General features: G+C 65.9%; 13 protein-coding genes and 1 pseudogene. 10 read left to right on the top strand and 4 right to left on the bottom strand.

Annotated features, from left to right (window positions below):
- Window positions 1-53 precede the first annotated feature (53 nt).
- Window positions 54-3,371, bottom strand: coding sequence for an EAL domain-containing protein (locus QFZ83_RS11635; RefSeq protein ID WP_307506316.1), 3,318 nt, complete (start codon window positions 3,369-3,371; stop codon window positions 54-56).
- Between the two features lie 597 nt (window positions 3,372-3,968).
- Between QFZ83_RS11635 and QFZ83_RS11630 the strand changes: the two genes are divergently transcribed.
- Window positions 3,969-7,964, top strand: a complete 3,996-nt coding sequence (locus tag QFZ83_RS11630; protein WP_307506314.1) for a PAS domain-containing protein — start codon at window positions 3,969-3,971, stop codon at window positions 7,962-7,964.
- 253 nt (window positions 7,965-8,217) lie between these two features.
- Here QFZ83_RS11630 and QFZ83_RS11625 read toward each other — a convergent pair whose 3' ends face one another.
- Window positions 8,218-8,946 carry a GntR family transcriptional regulator gene (locus QFZ83_RS11625; protein ID WP_307506312.1) on the bottom strand — a complete coding sequence of 243 codons (729 nt, stop codon included), beginning with the start codon at window positions 8,944-8,946 and terminating at the stop codon, window positions 8,218-8,220.
- 92 nt (window positions 8,947-9,038) lie between these two features.
- Between QFZ83_RS11625 and leuC the strand changes: the two genes are divergently transcribed.
- From leuC to QFZ83_RS11610, 3 genes are read left to right on the top strand one after another with little or no spacing between them, the layout of a single operon-like run.
- Window positions 9,039-10,436 carry a 3-isopropylmalate dehydratase large subunit gene (gene leuC / locus QFZ83_RS11620; protein WP_307506310.1) on the top strand — a complete coding sequence of 466 codons (1,398 nt, stop codon included), beginning with the start codon at window positions 9,039-9,041 and terminating at the stop codon, window positions 10,434-10,436.
- Window positions 10,433-11,065 carry a 3-isopropylmalate dehydratase small subunit gene (gene leuD, locus QFZ83_RS11615; RefSeq protein WP_307506308.1) on the top strand — a complete coding sequence of 211 codons (633 nt, stop codon included), beginning with the start codon at window positions 10,433-10,435 and terminating at the stop codon, window positions 11,063-11,065. The genes leuC and leuD overlap by 4 nt, the downstream gene beginning before the upstream one ends.
- Complete coding sequence (locus tag QFZ83_RS11610; protein ID WP_307506306.1) at window positions 11,062-12,054, top strand: tripartite tricarboxylate transporter substrate binding protein; 993 nt, start codon at window positions 11,062-11,064, stop codon at window positions 12,052-12,054. The genes leuD and QFZ83_RS11610 overlap by 4 nt, the downstream gene beginning before the upstream one ends.
- Window positions 12,055-12,201: 147 nt before the next feature.
- On the opposite strand, the pseudogene QFZ83_RS32745 reads toward QFZ83_RS11610, so the two are convergent.
- A pseudogene (locus QFZ83_RS32745) lies at window positions 12,202-12,270 on the bottom strand (hypothetical protein); the annotation flags it as partial.
- 418 nt (window positions 12,271-12,688) lie between these two features.
- Here QFZ83_RS32745 and QFZ83_RS11600 point away from each other — a divergent pair.
- The 4 genes from QFZ83_RS11600 to QFZ83_RS11585 all read left to right on the top strand — a co-directional run bounded on the left by QFZ83_RS11600 (window position 12,689) and on the right by QFZ83_RS11585 (window position 16,682).
- Window positions 12,689-13,258 carry a MarR family winged helix-turn-helix transcriptional regulator gene (locus tag QFZ83_RS11600; protein WP_307506302.1) on the top strand — a complete coding sequence of 190 codons (570 nt, stop codon included), beginning with the start codon at window positions 12,689-12,691 and terminating at the stop codon, window positions 13,256-13,258.
- Window positions 13,259-13,294: 36 nt separating this feature from the next.
- Window positions 13,295-14,572: a Rieske 2Fe-2S domain-containing protein gene (locus QFZ83_RS11595; protein WP_307506300.1), complete on the top strand. Its 1,278-nt coding sequence runs from the start codon at window positions 13,295-13,297 to the stop codon at window positions 14,570-14,572.
- Between the two features lie 67 nt (window positions 14,573-14,639).
- Window positions 14,640-15,665 carry a tripartite tricarboxylate transporter substrate binding protein gene (locus QFZ83_RS11590; RefSeq protein WP_307506298.1) on the top strand — a complete coding sequence of 342 codons (1,026 nt, stop codon included), beginning with the start codon at window positions 14,640-14,642 and terminating at the stop codon, window positions 15,663-15,665.
- Window positions 15,666-15,713: 48 nt separating this feature from the next.
- Window positions 15,714-16,682, top strand: coding sequence for a PDR/VanB family oxidoreductase (locus tag QFZ83_RS11585; protein WP_307506296.1), 969 nt, complete (start codon window positions 15,714-15,716; stop codon window positions 16,680-16,682).
- A 637-nt stretch (window positions 16,683-17,319) separates the two neighbouring features.
- On the opposite strand, the gene QFZ83_RS11580 is transcribed toward QFZ83_RS11585, so the two are convergent.
- The gene (locus QFZ83_RS11580) at window positions 17,320-18,180 is read right to left on the bottom strand and encodes a prephenate dehydratase domain-containing protein (protein ID WP_307506294.1); all 861 of its coding nucleotides are present in this window, start codon (window positions 18,178-18,180) and stop codon (window positions 17,320-17,322) included.
- Window positions 18,181-18,212: 32 nt separating this feature from the next.
- Here QFZ83_RS11580 and QFZ83_RS11575 point away from each other — a divergent pair, with 32 nt between their 5' ends.
- Together QFZ83_RS11575 and QFZ83_RS11570 are read left to right on the top strand one after the other, a co-directional pair.
- Entirely contained in the window at window positions 18,213-18,527 is a 315-nt protein-coding gene (locus tag QFZ83_RS11575) for a hypothetical protein (RefSeq protein WP_307506292.1), read from the top strand.
- A 467-nt stretch (window positions 18,528-18,994) separates the two neighbouring features.
- Complete coding sequence (locus tag QFZ83_RS11570; RefSeq protein ID WP_307506290.1) at window positions 18,995-19,231, top strand: hypothetical protein; 237 nt, start codon at window positions 18,995-18,997, stop codon at window positions 19,229-19,231.
- The last annotated feature ends 316 nt before the right edge of the window (window positions 19,232-19,547 follow it).

The raw sequence follows: 19,547 nt of genomic DNA, 5'->3' as shown, positions 1-19,547 counted from the left end.
GCTTGAGGTCCGAGCGAACGTGCCCGGGGACGATTGCTTCGAAGTTTCAGCCGTCAGGCCGCCACCGGTGGAGCGAATTGGTTGGGAAGGCGATGCGCCATGAAATCGCGCGCCTCGTCGGCAGATACGGGCTTGCACAGCCAATAGCCCTGGACCTCGTCGCAACCGCGGCTGCGCAAATAATCGAGCTGGGCTGTGGTCTCGACACCCTCGGCCACCACCTTCATTCGCAACCCGTGGGCCAGGGTGATGATGCCGTCGATGAGTGCTCGTGCATCGGCATCTTGCGAAAGGTCGTTGACGAAGGAACGGTCGATCTTGATCGTCGACAGCGGGAAGTTCTTCAAGTAAGAGAGCGAGGAATAGCCCGTTCCGAAATCGTCCAGGGCGAGTCCGACACCCATGTCTCGGATCATCCAGAGCAACTTCGCCGCATGCTCGGGGTCCGCCATCACCGCGCCTTCGGTGATTTCCAACTCCAGCAGCGACGGCTCCATGCCAGAGGCTTCCAGGACGGCCCGTATGTCAGCGATGAGCGTGCGGCTTTCGAATTGGCGCGGCGACAGATTGACGCACACCAACACTTGCGGCAAACCGTATTTCTGCCAGGAGCGCGAATCGGCACACGCCCTCTGCAACGCCCACTTGCCCATGGACACGATCAAGCCGATCTCTTCGGCAATCGGAATGAACTGCACCGGCGGAATCATGCCCAGAACCGGATGGCGCCAGCGCATCAGTGCCTCGACGCCGACGATGCGCTGGGTCTGCAGATTCATCTTCGGCTGGTAGTGCATCTCCAGCTCCCCGCGCTCCAAGGCGTGGTGCAGCGCGCCTTCGAGCATCAGCTTTTCGGTGCTCTGCGCATTCATCTTCGCCGCGTAGAACCTGTAGGTGTTGCGACCTCTTTCCTTGGCGCGGTACATCGCTGTGTCGGCATTTTTCAAGAGCGCTTCGGCATCACCGCCGTTCTCCGGATAGACGCTCACGCCGACGCTGGCGCTGACGTGCAGTTCGCGCCCCTCGATGACGAAAGGCTCGGCGCAACAAGCCAGCACCTTCTCGGCGAGCATCACGGCATCGTTCGGGCTGGACAGGTTTTCCAGCAGCAGCACGAACTCATCGCCGCCAAAACGCGCCACGACGTCGGCATCGCGCAGCAGCGCTGTGAGGCGCTCGCCGCAGATCTTGATCATCTCGTCGCCCACGCCGTGGCCCAGCGTATCGTTGATGTGCTTGAAGCGATCCAGATCGACGAACATCACCGCGAACTGTCTCTGATGGCGGTCGCTGCGCCTGATGGCAACGGCAAGCGCCTGTTGCAGCGCGGCGCGATTGAGCAACCCGGTCAATTCGTCGTGACTGGCCATGAAACGGAGGCTCCCCTCGGCCAGCTTGCGTTGCTTGTACTGCGCGATCTGCAAGGCGATCACACGCAACGACTCCAGCGTCTCCGCGTCGGCAACATACGGATTGGAGCCAAAAAGTTCCAGCGCCGTGGGCGCAACGGTGGCGACCATCGGCACGATGAGGCCGACGGTCAGCCCGGCCTGGCGGGCCATCGCTTCGCGCGCGAAATGGCTCGGAGCCGCCAGCGTGTCGATTCGCACGACGCTGCCGATCCCCCAGGCGCGGCCCAGCGAACCTTCGCCGGGCCGGTAAGCGAGCGACCGGCTGGCATCGACGAATTGCCGCACCGCCGGGTTGTCGGCGTGCCAGGCCACGGTGCATCGAGCCAGGCCGTCGTCGCCGACGCTCCACAACGCGCCGCAGTCCCAGCGCAGGTCGGTGCAAACCGCCTCGAGCGCCAGCGCGATCACCGTCTCGGCCCTGCCGTCGCCGGCAAGCAGCCGAGCGATCTTGTACTCGAGCTTCTGACGCAACGCATCCTTGCGCGGCCGAGTGGCGTCGCGCACGGTGCCGCGCACCAATCGCTTCCCTTCGTCTTGGACCGACTGCGCGATGACGTGGAGCCAGCGGTCGGTGCCATCGGGCAGGCTCAGGCGGTGCTCGAATTCGCTGCGTTCCGTGGACTGCGAGACCAGGGCGATCTGCTGTTCGATCGCGGGACGTTCGGCGGCCGGAACCCGCAGGAGCAGCGTGGGCAGGTCCGGCAGCACGGGGCCGGCCTCCAGGCCCAGCATGCGCCGGGCTTCTTCGGAGCATTGCAGCGCTCCGGTCTCGAGATCGAGGATCCAGCTCCCCAGGCTTGCCAGGTGCTGGGCCTCCTCCAACTGCCGTTCGCTGGTGCGCAGGTGGCTGGTCATCTCGATCGCCAGGACCTGGGCTCGGCTGCGTGCGGTGGTCAACGAAAAGACGATCCCGGCAAGCAGCATGCTGGTGGCCAGGCCACCGAGGACGACGAGCCACGGAATGGCCTTGTCAAGCGGGCCGAAGACCTGGTTTTCGTCTTGACCGACCTCCACAAGCCAAGAGTGGCCGCCCAACTCGAAGCCGAGCATGCGCTCGAGGCTGCGCGTCGTTGCAGCAGCGGGCTTCGCCCCGGACGCACTGTCGAACAGCAGTTGCCGCTCGCCGAAGGAGGTCGGCGCGACAAACCTGGTCTCGACGCGTGTCCCGATCACCCCCTGACCCGGCCCGGCATCGATCAAGCGCAACCGGAACGTCCTCGCGGTTTCGGCACCAACCACATCGCTCAACATCCCTGCGACGCTGAAGCCCGCGCCAACCGAGCCGATATAGGCACTACGCCGCTGCTCGAGCGTATCGAGCAGTTGTCCTGGGCGATAGACCGGCAGCCGCATCGCCAATCCAATGTCGGACTCGCGACCTGCGATGCGGACCTTGCGGCCGGATGTGACGAGCCCGCCGGTGTCGCGCCCCTGCTCGAGCGCGTCGCCTCTGTCGGGCATCGCGCCCAGGTCGTTGCCGAGCAGCCGCTCGTTGCCGGCCTGCGGTTCGATGTAGGTCAGCGGGTAGTACGTGTCCCGTTCCCCGGGCGGCTTGATGGCGAAGCCGGAGGCGACGCCAGCATCGAGGCTGGCATCACCGCGGACCTGCGCCTCGAAGGCCCGCTTGTCGTTGGCCGCAATCCGGGGCGCATAGCTGACGGCCTGGAAACCGGGGTAGGCGCTCGCCAGGTTCAGCCCTGCAACGTAGTCCCTGAAATCGCTTCGCGTCACCGTCTCAGAGGCATTGAATCGCGCACGCAGGCCGACCAGGACGGCGGTGTAGTCGTCGAAGCGGGCTTCGACCTTGCGTCCCAGATCGAAGGCGGTTGCGTCGAAGCGCGCTTGGGCACCGCGCCCGATCTCCTGGTGGGCCGAAACACCGAGGGCGATCGCTAGCGCCGTGCCGACCACGAAAATTACCAGCGGCAGGCGAATCCTGACCCAGACGGACAACGACATTGGAATTGATCCCGTCACTGGGACAGGCCGGTTAGCTCTGTGTGCAGCAGTGCGGCACGGCAGAGAACGCAGCATGTGGCATCGTTGACGCAATGTATATAGCCGGTGCGAAAGCGTCACGTGATCTGCCTCGGCGTGCGTCAGGGCACAGTTCGTACTATTCGCTCAAGATTCGAGTGCTTAAGCATTAACCCGAGAAGGCAAGCCTTCATTCGGGAGGAGAGAGACATGCGATTCCTCGTGCAGAGGATCGGGAGCGATGTTGCGCGCCGCAGCACCGCGCGGTGTTGAGATGGATCAAGCGCGGTTCGAGCCTGCCGATGCATGCAGGCTTGCCAATTGTTGATTCCCGCACGTGCATGGCCCACATTTCCGCCGACGCCTGATCCGTCCATATCCCGGAGCACGCACAGCGTTCCGATGCATCGGCATGCAGAGGCCGGTCAGTGCTCGATGGAAGATGGGCCCAACGAACACGGAGATTCACGCCCCTGGGGTGTACTCTAGGCCGTCACGGCCTTGTTCAGGAGTCGCCGCCTTGCTTTGAGTGTGTTCGCCGCGAGTCCGACCGCGACCAGCTCCGACCCGGACACCTACATGCAAAAACCTGCTCTTTCAGCTCCGCAAGTTGCAGGCATCCTGGTCGGACTGCTCGGCGTGGCCACGGCCACGCGCTGGATCTTTCAGGTCGACGCCATCGGGCGTCTCATCCCTGGCTCCGAGCAAGTGGGTATCGTCAATCCACTGCTCTTCATCGCGGTCGGCATCTGCTTTTTCAACGCCACGCTGCCGCAAAAGTCCGGCGGCTGGCTCACTCGACTCTCGGCGATCTGCATCGCCGCCCTGATCGCCCTGCCCCTGGCATACCTGTTTGAAAGCGCGTCCGGTATCGGGCTTGGGGTCGACTTTGTGCGCGCCGGCACGATTCCCACGGCCACCAATCCACATCCCGGGCGACTGTCCCCGAACGCCAGCCTGGCGTTCCTGCTCACCGGCGTCGCCTTCTGGCTGCACGGACGACGACCCACCCGGGTCGGCGAACTCATCTTCCTCACGTTGGTCCTGGCAGTTTCCATCATCGGCCTGGGCGGCCTGGTCGGCTACCTGGTGGGTCTGGAGACGCTGTACCAGGTGGCGAGCGTCAACCGGATGCTGCCGTTAACCGCTGTCGGAATTTCAGTTGTCGGCGGCGGCTTGTGGATGCTTCACGAAGGGTCTCAGGCGTTCGACCGCAAAGCACTGGACAAGAGCGAGCGGCGCATCAAGCGGCGCTCGCTCGCAGTCATCATCTTCGTCGCGCTGGCGGGCGGCGTGGCGGGTTTCGCGGTGATGCGCGACACGTTCGAGCAGTCGATTTCGCAAAACATGCTGCTCACCGCCACGACGAACGCGACATCGCTCGGCCACGCCCTCGATGCGAGCCTGTGGTTCCCTCGGACCGTTGTCACTCGGCCGACCGTGCGCGAAGTCCTGGAGAAACTCGGCAAGGCGCCCGGCGACGCTGCCGCAAAGGACGCCCTGCAGAAGGCCGCCGACAGCTTCCTGACCGCCGACTTGACGGGCCTGGAGATCTTCGATGCGAACGGCATGCGCCTGGTCCAGGCTGGCGTGATGGTGCGTGCACAGGCGCAGATCGTTCAGCGTCTGGCGAACGCGGGGCAGACCGCCGTCCTGGCCTGGAAAGACGGTTATGTGCTCCTCACCGAAAACGATGTGCTCGTCGATGGCCGGACGATGGGGCGGGTGTTCACCGAGCAGCGAATGCCGCTGTTCGACAGCCTCCTGGCCGACGTTCGAGCCTCCAGCGATACGTCCGACGTGGCGATCTGCGGGCGCGACAACGACAAGCTGATCTGTGCGCCGAATCGGTTCCGGCCGTCCGGGTTCGAACTGCCGATGTTCAACGCGGCCGGTGGTGCTGCCCTTCCCGTGGCCAGAGCACTGCTCGGTGAACGCGGCGTGCAATTCCTCAAGGACAGGCGTGGCGTCAACATCCTGTCGGCCTTTACGCCGATCAGGAATTTCGGGCTCGGTTTGGCGATCAGGACCGATGTCGATACGCTTTATGCGCCGCTGCGAGCGCGCTTGAAGCTCCTGGCGCTGGCCCTCGTGGGCATCGTCGCGCTGGCCGTCTATGCCCAGCACAGCCAGGTCAGGCCGGTGCTCAAGCAATTGGTCGCGAGCGAACAGCGAGTCAAAGCCATCCTCGAGGACCAATCCGAACTCGTGTCGCTCGCAACGCCCGATGGCGAACTGACCTACGTCAACCCGGCCTACGCGAGGCACTTCGGGCTCACGCCCGCGGCGATGACCGGCGCGAATCTGTTCGACTACGTCGAGCCTGAGGACCGTGTGGCCGTTCGGCAGGTCGTTGCGCAAGTCCTCTCGACGAGCACGACAGTGACCAGCGAAAACCGCATGACGGCTGCCAACGACGCCCAGCGCTGGGTCGCATGGACCCACAGCCTGCAGCGCGATCGCTCGGGCGAACCGATGCTTCATTCGGTCGGCCGCGACGTGACCGAGCGCAAGCAGACGGAGCTGGCCTTGCGTGCCAGCCAGGAACTCCTGACGGAGAAGTCGGCGCTCCTGGAAGCCACGCTGGAGCGAATGGAACAAGGCGTCATGATGGTCAATGCCGCGCGCGTGGTGGAGGTCTGCAACCGGCGTGCGGTCGAGCTGCTGGATCTGCCGAAAGACCTGATGGCGTCCAAACCGACGTTCGAAGCGGTGCTTGCTTACCAGTGGGCCACCGACGAGTTCGTCCACACGCCGCAGGACGTGCAAGAGTTCGTTCGCCAAGGGGGCATCCTGGATCGGCCGCATAGCTACGACCGCAAGCGCCCGGATGGCCGCGCGATCGAAATTCACAGCGTGCCGATCGAAGGCGGGGGCGTATTGCGAACGTACACCGACGTGACCGAGCGCAAGCTGGCTGAAAGCGCCATGCGCGCGCTCACCGCGATATTCGACGCGACGACCGACTACGTGGTGCAGCTCGACATGAAGGGCCGGATCACCTACATGAACCCTGCCGCACGCCATCGCACGGGCGTGGCTCTGGACGCATCGCTCGCGCACCGGACGCTGGAAGACTTCAATCCGCCGCGAACGCTCGACAGATTCATCTCGGAGGTCTTGCCGGCTGCGGTGGCCACCGGCGTCTGGGTGGGCGAGTCGGTGGTCTGGGATGCCGCGCGGCGCGAGTTTCCGGTGAGCCACATCGTCATCGCCCACCGCGACAAAGAGGGCAAGGTCGAATATTTCTCGGCCCTCATGCGCGACATCTCGGCTGCCAAGGCGGCAGAACAGGCATTGCGCGACAGCGAACATCGCCTGCGCATGGTGACCGACCATTTGCCGGTGCTGATTTCCTATCTCGACCGGGATTTGCGATTCCGCTTCCTCAATCGGACCCACCAGGAGTGGTTTGGCGAGGAGGCGGCACCGCAGATCGGGACCAGCGTGCGGGAGTTCTATGGCGAGCAGGCCTGGGTGCAGATCGAGCCCCGGTTGCGAGCCGCCCTGGCCGGTCAGGACGTTGCCTATGACCGAGAAATGGTGCGCCCCGATGGCGGTCTGCGCCATGTGCAAGTCACGGTCGTCCCCGACCGGGACGAGCAAGACACGGTCGTGGGGCTGTACACCCTCATCCACGACGTGACCTCGTACCGCGAAGCGCAACGAGCGCTTCAGGAGAGCGAGGCGCGCTTGCGCACGGTGACCGATGTGCTGCCGATGCGTGTGGCCTACATCGACTCCGACGAGCGTTACCGCTTCAACAATCTGGCCTACGAGCGCGGCTTCGGCAGATCGCGCAAGGAGATCCACGGGCAGACCGTTCGTGCGCTGCTGGGCGACGCAGCCTACAGGTCGGTCCAGCCGCATATTCGCAGCGCGCTGCGCGGAGAGGCGGTCACGTTCGTGAGCGAGATCGCCAGCGGCGACAGCCATGTCTACTACGAGGCCCAGTACATCCCGCAGCTGGCGGCCGACGGCAGCACCGTGCTGGGCTTCCACGCGGTCGTCAGCGACATCACGCGCCAGAAGATCGAAGAGAGACGGCTGACCGAACTGGCACGCGTGGATCCTCTGACGGGCCTCATCAACCGCGCGGGATTCGAGTTGCGCGTGGCCGAGGCCATGGAGCGCTGCCGCGCCACGGGCGCACTGATGGCGCTCATGTACCTGGACATCGACCGATTCAAGCAGATCAACGACCGGTTCGGACACAACGCGGGCGATGCACTGCTGCGGGCATTCTCCGGCCGCCTGTCGCAGACGCTGCGCTCCAGCGATATCGTCGCTCGCATCGGGGGCGACGAGTTCACGGTGATCATGGAAGGCATGCCGCGGCCAGAAATAGCCTCGACCGTCGCCGCCAAGATCGTCGAGGCCATGAGCACGCCATTCGTGATCGAACAGCAGACGGTCAACGTCACCGCGAGCATCGGCCTCGCGTTCTATAGGGGAGGCGCCACGACCGTCGAGGGGCTGGTTCAGCAGGCGGACGTGATGCTCTACCAGGCCAAGGGAGCGGGCCGCAACAACGTCCAGGTGGCCCCTCGGCTTATCGAGGGCAGTAGCGTCTAGGCGTCGAAAGAGACGGGGGCTTCGATTTAGACCCGCTCGCTAGCTTGCATCACATTGCTGGGGCAGCGATAGCATCCGATCGAGCACGGGTCGGGCCGGTCTCGAATGCAGTGCGCGGTCGCGCGCCCTGCCACGCCTGAGCCCACCTCCGGTCGGAAATCACAGGTTATCGGCTGCTGAATCGATTGCCCTCTGCGTCCTGGCAGATTGCGGTCCTGCTGCACTGCCGAGCGATAGATATCGCCGCTGGAGATCAGCCTCTGATCGTGACGTGCGTGTGAAAGCGGTCCGAAGGTCCGCGCAGGATCTGGAACTCGAAGGGCCTGCCCTTCTTGTCGTAGCCAATGCGCATGACGTCGACCAGCGCAGAGCCGATGGCCACATCGAGCAGCTTTGCGAGCGAGACGTCGGCCAGCGTGGCGCGGGTGACCATCTCGATGCGGTCGTAGCGGATGCCCTCAGCCTGCAGCAGTTCGGTCAACGCGGCACGGCCGAAGTCGGTCTTGGCGAAGCGCCGCCCGACGTCCTCAGTCAGGTAGACCACACTGTGCAGGATCGGCGTGCGCCCGGTCGCGCGCACGCGCACCACCTTCAGCACTGCTGTGCCCTCCTCCAGCTGCAACGCCGTTGCCACGTCGAGCGGCGCCGGCACGAAGCCGAACTCCTTCACGCTGGGCGTGCTGCGCGAGCGGCGCTCGGCCATGGCCGCAAGAAACGCATTCATGGGCATCGGCAACGGCGCCGATGCGAACGGCACAGACAGGTAAGTGCCACGGCCGCGCTGCCGCTTGAGCAGGCCCCGCGCCTCGAGCGACTGCAGCGCGCGCCGCACCGTCACGCGCGAGACGCCGTATTGCGCACGCAGGTCTTCTTCGGTGGGCAACCGGTCGCCGTCACGCAGCCTGCCGCTGGCCACCATGTCTTCGATCATGGTGGTGATCTGGTGATGCAGCGCGACGCCGGGTTGCCGATTGAGGTCCATTCGGAAATCTTAACGGCTGGCGATGCCGCGCCTTGCTTAATGTATTGATGTCAATACAATAATACCAAGCCGCCGTTGGGCGGCCGCAAATCATGAAACACCGCATGGCAGGCCGCACGCTCTTCGACAAGATATGGGACAGCCACGTCGTGGCGGACCTTGGAGACGGCTTCTCCTTGCTGCACGTGGACCGCCACCTGGTCAGTGATCCCGGCAGCAAGGCGCTGGCTGCGCTGCGCCAGCGCGGGCACGCGGTACGCAACCCCGAACTCACCTTCGCGACGCCCGACCACACGGTCTCCACCGCCCCGGGGCGCACCGGCCACACGGCCAACGCGTTGCGCTACCTCAAGGACCTGCGCCACGAGACCCATGCCCAGGGCATCCGGCTGTTCGATCTCGGGCAGCCTGGCCAGGGCATCGTGCACGTGGTGGGCCCCGAGCTGGGACTGACCTTGCCGGGCACTTCCATCGTCTGCAGCGACAGCCACACCTGCACACACGGCGCCCTCGGAGCGCTGGCGTTCGGGATCGGCGCCACCGAGTTCCAGCATGTCGCTGCCACGCAGACCATCGTGCTGCAGCGCCCGCGCCAGATGCGCATCTGGTTCGATGGCACCCTGCCACGGCGCGCGAGCGCGAAGGACCTGATCCTGCATACCATCGGTCGCCTCGGCGCGACGGGTGCCTCGGGCTGCGCGGTCGAGTACGCGGGTCCTGCCATCGATGCGCTCGACATGGAAGCGCGCATGACGGTGTGCAACCTCTCGGTGGAGATGGGCGGGCGCTTCGGCATCATCGCGCCCGACGCGCGCACCTTCGACTACCTGCGCGAACGCCCCTATGCACCGACCGGCGCGCTTTGGGAACGGGCGGTGGCGCAATGGGGTGCGCTGCACGGCGACGACGACGCGGTGTTCGACCGCGAGGTGCGCATTGACGCTTCCGGCATCGGCCCGCAGATCACCTGGGGCGTGAGTCCGCAGGATGTGCTCGATGTCGGCGACGTCGTACCCGCGCCCGCCGGCCCGGCCCAGCAAGCCGCGCTCGAGTACATGGGCCTTCGCGCCGGCGATCCGATCGCGGGCACACCCATCGATTGGGTCTTCATCGGCTCGTGCACCAACGCGCGGATCTCGGACCTCCGGCTGGCTGCGGCCGTGGTGCGGGGCCGCCGCGTGGCCCCGGGGGTGAAGGCCTGGGTCGTCCCCGGATCCGAACTCGTCAAGCGTGCGGCGGAGGACGAAGGGCTCGATCAGGTTTTCCGCGACGCGGGCTTCGAATGGCGCGAGTCGGGCTGCTCGCTGTGCGTGGCCGGCAACGGCGAGGCGGTGCCACCCGGGCAACGCGCCGTGTCGACCTCGAACCGCAACTTCGTGGGACGCCAGGGCCCCGGTGCGCGCACACACCTGGCAAGCCCCCAGATGGCCGCGGCCGCCGCCGTCGCGGGCTGCATCGTCGACCACCGGACCCTGGAGCCGCACGCATGACGCCCTTCACCGTGCTGCACGCCGTGGCCGCGCCGCTGCTGCTCGACAACATCGACACCGACACGATCATCCGCGTCGAGCCGCTTTTCGGGGGCGTGCCGCGCGACGAGTTGGGACCGCACGCGCTCGCAGCCCTGCGCTTTCGCGCTGACGGCACCGAAGACCCCGGATTCGTGCTCAATCGCGCACCCTACCGCGAAGCAAGCATCCTGCTTGCGGGCGACAACTTCGGCTGCGGCAGTTCGCGCGAGGGCGCCGTCTGGGCGCTCATGGCACTGGGCCTGCGCTGCATCGTGGCGCCGAGCTTCGGCGACATCTTCCATGGCAACTGCTTCCAGAACGGCCTGCTGCCGGTCAAGTTGCCGCGCGCACAGGTGGAGGCACTCGCACATGCGGTGACGCAATCGCCCTCCGCACCCATGACCATCGACCTTGGCACGTGCACCGTGCAGGCGCCAGGCCTGGCCGCGTTGCCCTTCGACCTGCCCGCGCGGCGTCGCGAAGGGCTGCTGCGCGGACTGGACGACCTCGAACTGACGCTGGCGCGCAGCGCCGAGATCGACGCGTTCCAGGCCCGCGACGCGCAGTCGAGGCCATGGATCTATCTGAAAACAAAGGAGACACCGTGACCCGCTCCCCTTCCCGGCCATCGCGCCGCATTGCGCTGCGCACCGCCGCGTTGCTGGGCGCCTGCACACTGCTGCCGCGCCATGCGCTCGCGGCCGACTTTCCGGTCCGCCCGGTGCGCATGGTCGTCCCGCTGCCGCCGGGCGGCGCCACCGACGTGGTCGGCCGGCTGATGGCACAGAAGCTCGGCGAACTCTGGAAGCAGAGCGTGATCGTCGACAACAAGCCGGGCGCCGGCACCATCGTCGGCACGCAGGCCATCGCCCGCGCACCGGCCGATGGCTACACCTTCGGCATCGTGATCAGCGCTTTCACGATCAATCCGTCGCTGCGCACCGACCTGCCCTACGACACGGTCAAGGACTTCACGCCGCTGAGCCTGCTGGGTTTTCCGGTGATCGCGCTCGTGGCGATCCCCTCGTTCCCTGCCGACGACGTGAAGGGGCTGATCGAGAAGGCGCGCGCGAAGCCCGGTTCGGTCAGCTTCGCCTCGCTGGGCATCGGGACCGCAACGCAGCTGGCAGGCGAACTCATGAACGTGCGCACCAACGCGGGCATGGTGCACATCCCGTACAACGGCAGCGCGCCGGCCTACAACGACCTCTTGAGCGGACGCGTGCCGGTCGGCTTCGTGCTGCTCGACTCGGCGCTGCCGCACGTGAAGGCCGGCAAGCTCAAGGTACTGGGCATCACCAACGCGCGCCGCAGCCGCATCTATCCGGACTATCCGACCATCGGCGAGACCATTCCCGGCTATTCGCTGGAGAGCCTGTTCGGCTTCGTCGCACCAGCTGGTTTGCCGGCGCCCGTGGGGGCCAAGCTTTCGGGCGACCTCATCAAGGTGATGCAGATGCCGGATGTGCGCCAGCGGCTGGCTGAGTTGAGCGTGGAGCCGGTCGGATCCAGCGCGGCCGATTTCGCTGCAACGATCCGCAGCGAGATCACCAAGTGGGCACCGGTCGTGAAGGCTGCCGGGATCAAGGCCGAATAGGCGGCACCCGGCACACGGCACACGATGCGTGGGCCGTTTGCGTCCCGTGACGAAGCTCACGCGGCGTGCAGCCGCGTCACCAGGGCTGCCGGCGGCCTTGCGCAGCGCGGGCAGAAAGGTTTCGCGCACCTCGGCCAGCGTCATGCGCTCGGCGCGCACGGCGATGCTCATCGCCGCCATGACCTGGCCCGAGCGGTCGAGCACGGGAACGGCCATCGAGCGCACATCCAGTTCAAGCTCGCCGTCGTTGCTGGCGTAGCCTCCTCTGGGCGACGCGCGACAAGCGCCAGTACCTTGTCCGCGTCGGTGACGGTGGGCGGGCCCAGGGGCGGGCCGCATGGCATGCACGCGCGACACGAGCGGCACAGGCGACTTTCACTCGGACGTGTTCGTCGAGGGGCCCGCCGCGCACCCGTGATTGCCGCTGACCGAGGGCCGCGCAGCAGGGGCATGCCTTCGAGGCGCTTCTTCTTGCAGACAGGATCCCGTCACCTTGGGGATGATCACCACGCCGACCTGTCGGTGTCGCCGTTGGGGTCGAACTCACTCCGAGGGCTGGGCACACGACGCTCATTGTTGACACATCAACGTTGAGCGATCAACAATCAGTTCTGCTCATTTTTTCCATCCCGCGATGCCAGCCAAGAAAACCATTGCCGCGCCCGCGCGCCCTTCCCGTCGCCGCGGTACATCCGTAACCGCCCAGCGACGAACCGAGCCAGCCGACCCAGTCGTCGATCGGCCACTGCCCGCGCTCGCGACGGACTTCATCGGATGGCTGGTCACGAGCCTGTCTGTCCGATTGAGCCGCAGCGCGTCGAGCTTCTACATGGAGCGCTGGGACATCGGGACAACGGAGTACCGGCTTCTGCTCGCGCTGGGTGTGGAGCACGAATGCAGTGCGGCCTTCGTGGCCGCCGCCGCCGACGTCGACAAGGCCGCGGCCAGCCGCAGTCTGCAGGTCCTGAGCCAGCAAGGGCTGGTCACGCTGGCGCGCCACGGACGCGAGATGACGATCACCCTGACGGAGACGGGCCGCTCGCTTTCGCAGGAGCTCTACAGCACGTCGCAGCAGCGCGAGGTCCGGTTGACGCACGGCATGAGCGCGGCCCAGGTCAAGCGCCTGCGCGCCGACCTGCACACGTTGATCGAGAACCTTCCGAGGTTGAGCGACGAATCCTTCGACGGCGACCTTCCGGACTGACATCCCATTCCTCCCAAAGTACCTCACGAACAAATCATGCTCAGCAGAGAAAACAACGACCTCCTCACGCGCACCAATCCCGACACCCCGATGGGTAAGCTGATGCGGTGCTTCTGGACACCGGCCATGACCGAGGCGGAAGTGCCTGCCTCCGACGAGCCGCCCGTTCGCCTGCAACTGCTGGGAGAAGCGCTGGTGGTGTTTCGCGACACGGAAGGACGCGTCGGCGTGCTCGACCAGCAGTGCCCACACCGCGGCGCCAGCCTCTTCTTCGGCCGCAACGAGGAAGGCGGCGTGCGTTGCGTCTATCACGGCTGGAAGTTCGGCGTGGATGGCCAGTGCCTGGACATGCCGACCGAGGCGCCAGACAGCCCCATGCGCTGCAAGGTGCGCGCGCGCGCCTATCCGGCGCGCCTGGCCGGCGGCGTGCTCTGGGTCTACATGGGCGAGCCCGACAAGATGCCGCCGCTGCCCGACTTCGAATGGCTCGGGCTGCCCTCCTCGCACGTGTACGTCTCGCGCTGGGAGCAGGACTGCAACTACGCCCAGGCCATGGAGGGAGAACTGGACAGCGCGCATGTCGGCTTCCTGCACAGCCTGGTGGACAAGACGAACGACGACGATCGCGCGCTGACAGGCCGGTTCTTCAAAAACGACAAGGCGCCGCTCTGGAAGATCGTGCCGAGCCCATCGGGCTTCATGGCCTGCAATGGGCGGCGCGTCGACGAGGGCCAGCGCTACTGGCGCCTGAACCAGTTCCTGCTGCCCTTCTACACGATGATTCCGCCGCACCCGGCCGAAGCCCGGCTGGTGCGCATGTGGGTGCCGATGAACGATGGGCGCTGCTGGGTGCTGTGCGCCACCTTCCGGCCGGATCGCCCACTGGAGGACAAGGAGCTCACGGCATGGCGCAACGGCGACTACGCACACCGCCGCGTGATTCCGGGGACCACCCGTCCAACGGAACGGCTGGACAACGACTACCTCATCGATCGCCAGCAGCAGAAGACCGTTTCCTTCACCGGCATTGCGGGCATTCGCGCGCAGGACGCCATGGTCGCCGAGTCGGCCGGCCCCATCGTGGACAGGACGCGTGAACATCTCGGCACCAGCGATCGCGCCGTGGTCGCGATGCGCCGGTTGCTCATGGACACGGCGCTCGCCTGCGCAGAAGGCCAACGCCCCGTGGGCCCGGACATGCCGCACCTGTACAGCGTGCGTGCCACGCAGACTGTGCTGCCCGAAAGCCTCGACCCCACCGAGTCGGACGACCTCATGGGCACGGCACGACCGAAGGACCCGGCAGCCACCTGAGATCACCTCGGCATTTCGCGACCCGGCGACACCCGGCGCTTCCACACACAAGACCAGGAGACAAACGATGAAATTCCCTCACCTTCCCTTCGGCGCGCGGACGCTGATCCGCAACCTTTTGCTTGCCGGCGTCGTCGCCCTTGGCGCAGGCCATGGACAGGCCGCCGAGACGGACTTCCCCAAGCAGGCGGTGACGATCATCGTGCCGTTCGCACCCGGCGGCAGCCTCGACGCGACGGCCCGCGTCCTCGCGGAAAAGCTGCGCGATCTGCTGGGCCAGCCGGTGCTGGTCGTGAACCGCCCAGGCGCGGGCAGCGCGGTCGGAGCACGTTACGTCGCGCAGGCCAAGCCCGATGGCTACACCCTGTTCATCGCCTCCGGCTCCGCGTTCGGCTTCCTGAACCTCATCGTGCCGAACTTCGAGTACCAGCTGAAGGACTACGCGCCGCTCGGCGGCGTGGCCGTGTATACCTCGCTGTTCGCGGTCACCGCGTCGGCGCAGGTCAAGACCTTGCCCGAGCTGGTGAAGCTGGCGCATGACAGGCCGGGCGGCCTGAGCTTCTGCACGACGGGCGTGAGCGGACTCAACCATCTGCAACTCGAGATGTTCAAGGGCCTGGTGAAGTCCAAGACGGGCACCGTACTGAACGTCATCCATGTGCCCTACAACGGCGTTGCCCCGGCCCTGACTGCCTTGAAGGCCGGCGAGGTGCAGGCCTGCGCCCTGCCCTACAGCTCGATCGTTCGCAACTTCGAGGGCAACGGCATCCACAACATCGCGGTCCAGCGGCACGAGCGCCTCAAGGCCATGCCGCAGGTCGGAACCACCGGCGAGCAGGGCTACCCGGAGATGGACGACAACGAACAGCTCGTGACGCTTTCCGCCCCCGCGGGCACGCCGGCGAGCGTGGTCGCGAAACTTGAGGCCGCGCTGCAGACCGCGATGAAGGATGCGGACATCGTCAGGAAGCTGAACGATCTCGATGTCCAGCCCACTTTCGTGGGGTCCTCGGAGGCCAGGAAATGGCTCGAGAAGGACGTGGCCAAGTTCAGCAAGGTCATCAAGGCCTCTGGCCTCGCAGTGCAACAGTAAGGAAGGCTGAAGACCGCCGGCCCTTTGCGGCCGCGGCCTCGGGAAGACATGCAGGAACAAGCAGAGAAAAGCGCGGGACAGGCTAAGAGCGTCTTCGCAGTCCAGGTAACCGCCATGCGCCTGGAGTCGCAGGACGTGCTGAGCATCGAACTTCGCCACACAGAGGATCGCGGGCTCCCGCCCGCATCGCCTGGCTCCCATGTGGACATACACCTGGCCGATGGCGTGACGCGCCCCTATTCCGTGGTCAGCGGCGAGGAAGGAATCTACCTGCTGGCCGTGAAGCGTGAGGCGGGCAGTCGAGGCGGATCGGCCTTCGTGCACGACAGATTGCGTGTCGGCGACGTGATTCAGGTATCCGCGCCACGAAACCAGTTTGCACTGGCAGACCATGACGGCCCCTCAATGCTCGTTGCCGGAGGGATCGGCATCACCCCGCTGCTGCCGATGGCGAGGGCCTTGGAGCGCGAAGGCCGGCCGTGGTGCCTGCACTACTCGGCTGGAAACGCGGCGGCCGCGGCCTTTGCGCGAGAGCTTCGGCAGATGGGAGAGAGAGTGCATCTGCACAGCAGCGCCAGCACAGGCCGCATCGACTTGGGTACGCTCGTGGCCGACGCGCCACCAGGCACGCACTTCTACTGCTGCGGGCCGGAGGGCATGCTCGATGCATTCGCCGAAGCGACGCGAGACATCGATCCTGCGCGCGTTCACGTGGAGCGCTTCGGCGCCGCAGCACCACCGCAGGATGCGGGCAGCTTCGAACTGCGCCTGGCCAGGAGCGGACGCAGCGTCATGGTAGGACCCGAAGTGACCACACTCGACGCGCTTCTGCAGGCAGGCGTGGATGTCGACTATTCCTGTCGCCAGGGCATCTGTGGTTCCTGCGAGGTGCGTGTGCTCGAGGGCATTCCCGAACACCACGACGAAATCCTGACCGCGGCCGAGCGGGCGAGCAACAGGACGATGATGGTTTGCTGCTCGCGCGCTTGCAGTCGGGCGCTGGTGCTGGATCTCTAGGCGCCCCCGCGGCATGCGGCCACCGCCGGGCCCGCTCACCCGGTCCCGACTTCGCATGGCGACTGTGTTCGTCCGACCAAGTACCGGGGCTTCTCAGACACTGCGGCGCGCGCCTCCCTAGATGCCGAACGGGTCACTCACGCTGGCCATCGGTCAGACAACCAGCCTCTACGGCGAAATCGGAAAGCTCTGGTCTTCGGGCGGGAACGCCAAGGTGAAGAGTTCGTTGAACGGGTTCGATCGGTGTTCGCGTGAAGTGGTAGTCGCAGTAGCGGCATGGACTCCACGCTGGCGGCGGGGCCCAAGTCCTTCGCCAAGTCGGCGAAGCGACTGACCCAGCGGCTGTCCATCCCATCGGGATATGCTGGGGTTCGCTGGGATTCGCCCCGTTGGGGTTTTGGAGCTTGGTGGTGCGACGCGTTCGATCGTTGCGTGCTGCAAAACAAGCCGGTGCACACCGCCAGGCGGCGGGCGTTTCAAGGACTCACGCCCCCTTGGACGTTACCGGCAATCGATCCATTGGAGAGCCTTGGCGCGACAGCCGAAGGCAGCAGATCGCGAAACATCTGCACCGGCATCCAGGTGACGATACCGCTGTATCTACGGCGCCCGCGGCCGCGCTGCGCCGCGCCCGCGTTCAATACCGCCTCGGATAGGAGCCGAGAACCCGGAACTCCGCATGCTCGGCCAGCAGCCTCGCGATCTCTGGCTGCGAGGCATGGCCCACGACGTCGATGACATAGCGGTGCCCGTCCAGCGATCGCTTGCCCGGGCGCTCGTAGACGGCAAGGACCCGGGCCGATTGCGCGAGCGCCTGCAGCGACCGCTGAAAGCCTTCTTCATCGACGGTCAGCAGCAGCGTCGTTTTGTCATGCCCGCTGGGTGCCGGAATCGCATGCCCCAGCACCCACCAGCGCGTCGTGTTGTGCGGCCCCTCCTCGATGCCGCTGACAATCGGCGTGAGGCCGTAGAGGCGGGCCGCGCCGGGCGGCCCCATGGCGGCCATGCCCGACGCTGCGCCTTCGGCCACCGACTTCGCCGCAGCGCCGCCGCTCGCCGCCGGCTGGCGTACGACGTGCGGCATCTCCAGATCGAGCCAGGGCTTGACCTCCTCCAGCGCCACGGGGTGCGCCAGCACCGTGCGGATGTCCTCCTTGCGGGTGCCGGGCTTGGCCAGCAGGCTGTAACCCAGTGCCTTCGGGTACTCGCCCACCACATGCACGGTCTCGAGCGCCAGCACGTCGTCCAGATAAGGCGTAGCCCCGACCACCGATGTCGTGGCGGGCACGCAGGCCTTGGCGACGGTTTTCGCGCGCAGGGCCTCGAAGAGCGCCTGCCTGTCGAGCGCGACCAGGTGGGTGTCGCCGAACAGGTCCATGCAGGCCTGATGGGTCCAGCTGCCCGCCGGACCCAGGTACGCGATCTGGGCGCTGGTAATCGAAGAGACGCCCATGGCGAGCGTGGCCATCGTGACGGCACACAGGGAAAGGGTTTTCATGAATTGGAGCGACAAGGACAACGGAAATACCGATGAAACGAAGCGCGCCGACCTCCACCGCGCACCGCATCGCATCGCGATCCCGGCACTGGAAGTCCGCACGTCTTCACGACGGAAGCCGCGATGATCCGAGCGTCGCGCCCACCGGGCAACGCTTGCGCGGCACGCACTTTTCCGCACGGCTTTTCGATGAGAATTCCAAGCGCCGACTGCCGCGGCATTGCGTGGCACGCAAACGGCTGTCGGCAAGATCAAGGCCTTGTTCCGTGACGGCCGCCGCGCTGCCAACGATGAGGCTGATGGCCGACACCTTCATGCGCACGGACGAGCTCATTGATTTGCGTTGACCGAAATTGCCATTGATGCTTGGTGCGGCGCATCCCACCAGAGCGTATGAAGATGAAGACCATGCACACCGTGCCCCCGGTCAACACAGGCGTTGGAGGTGCTGCGCATGCTGCGTCTGTGCCCGCGCATGGGCCCCGTGGGGCTGAGCACGGGTACCACGGCGCGGCCTCGACGAAACTGCACGAGATGGATTCGAGGAGGCGCGCAGTGCAGACGCCTCACCTCAAACGCAGCCGCGTCGCTTGCGCTCCGACCGTTCGAAGCACCCCGAGTAGCGCGTCGCGATGATGCAGACTCGTGCTGCGCCCGCAACTGTGGCGCGATGAGCGACTTCGGGCGTGCCGCCCGACGACGCCGCCGTGGACTGGTTGAAGCCGATTACCGAATTGGGTTAGGTGGAGTAGATTGCAAACTCAGCAAATCATGCCGGCAGCCTGCGGCCCTGGAAGGACGACCGTTTATGCCCATGGACTTTCTTCAGCGCATCGAAGGCGCTTCCTTCCCGCTCGCGATCAAATCCGAGAATGAAATTCAGTGCACTTCGGTCCTCGCCGCTGCCGAACTTGTGGAAGCGGTATTGCCGCCTTCCAGCAGTGAGGGCACAGACGGGCGCGTCGCGATCATCCTGAGAATCACGCCCCTTGGGCGCGCAGAGTTGAATCGCATGCGAGACGCGGGGACACCCCCCGAAGGATCGCCCTGACCGGCGACGAGCAGGACAAAGCGAACGCTGGAACGCATGCAAGGCGGGATGATCCCGTCGTCGCCAACGAATTCGTTTGCAGAAGCGCTGCGTGGGGACTCAACCGGCAGGCGGCCGGCGACAATCGTCCTGCGCGTGTTGCCCATGACGCAATCGGCTGAAATGCGCGCTGGCGCCCCGCCTCGACAGCCCGCCCGTTCGTGTCAAAGCCAAACTGCGCTGTGCGCTGTGCGCTGTGCGCTGTGAAGAGCGGCGCATGTTCAGGCCGTCAGAGCGATGGCAGCCTTGGGAATTGACAAGGGAAACTGGCTGCCAG

It is taken from the genome of Variovorax sp. W1I1 (assembly GCF_030815625.1).
GTDB classification, from domain to species: domain Bacteria; phylum Pseudomonadota; class Gammaproteobacteria; order Burkholderiales; family Burkholderiaceae_C; genus Variovorax; species Variovorax paradoxus_C.
This window is presented reverse-complemented; position numbering and strand designations above follow the sequence as displayed.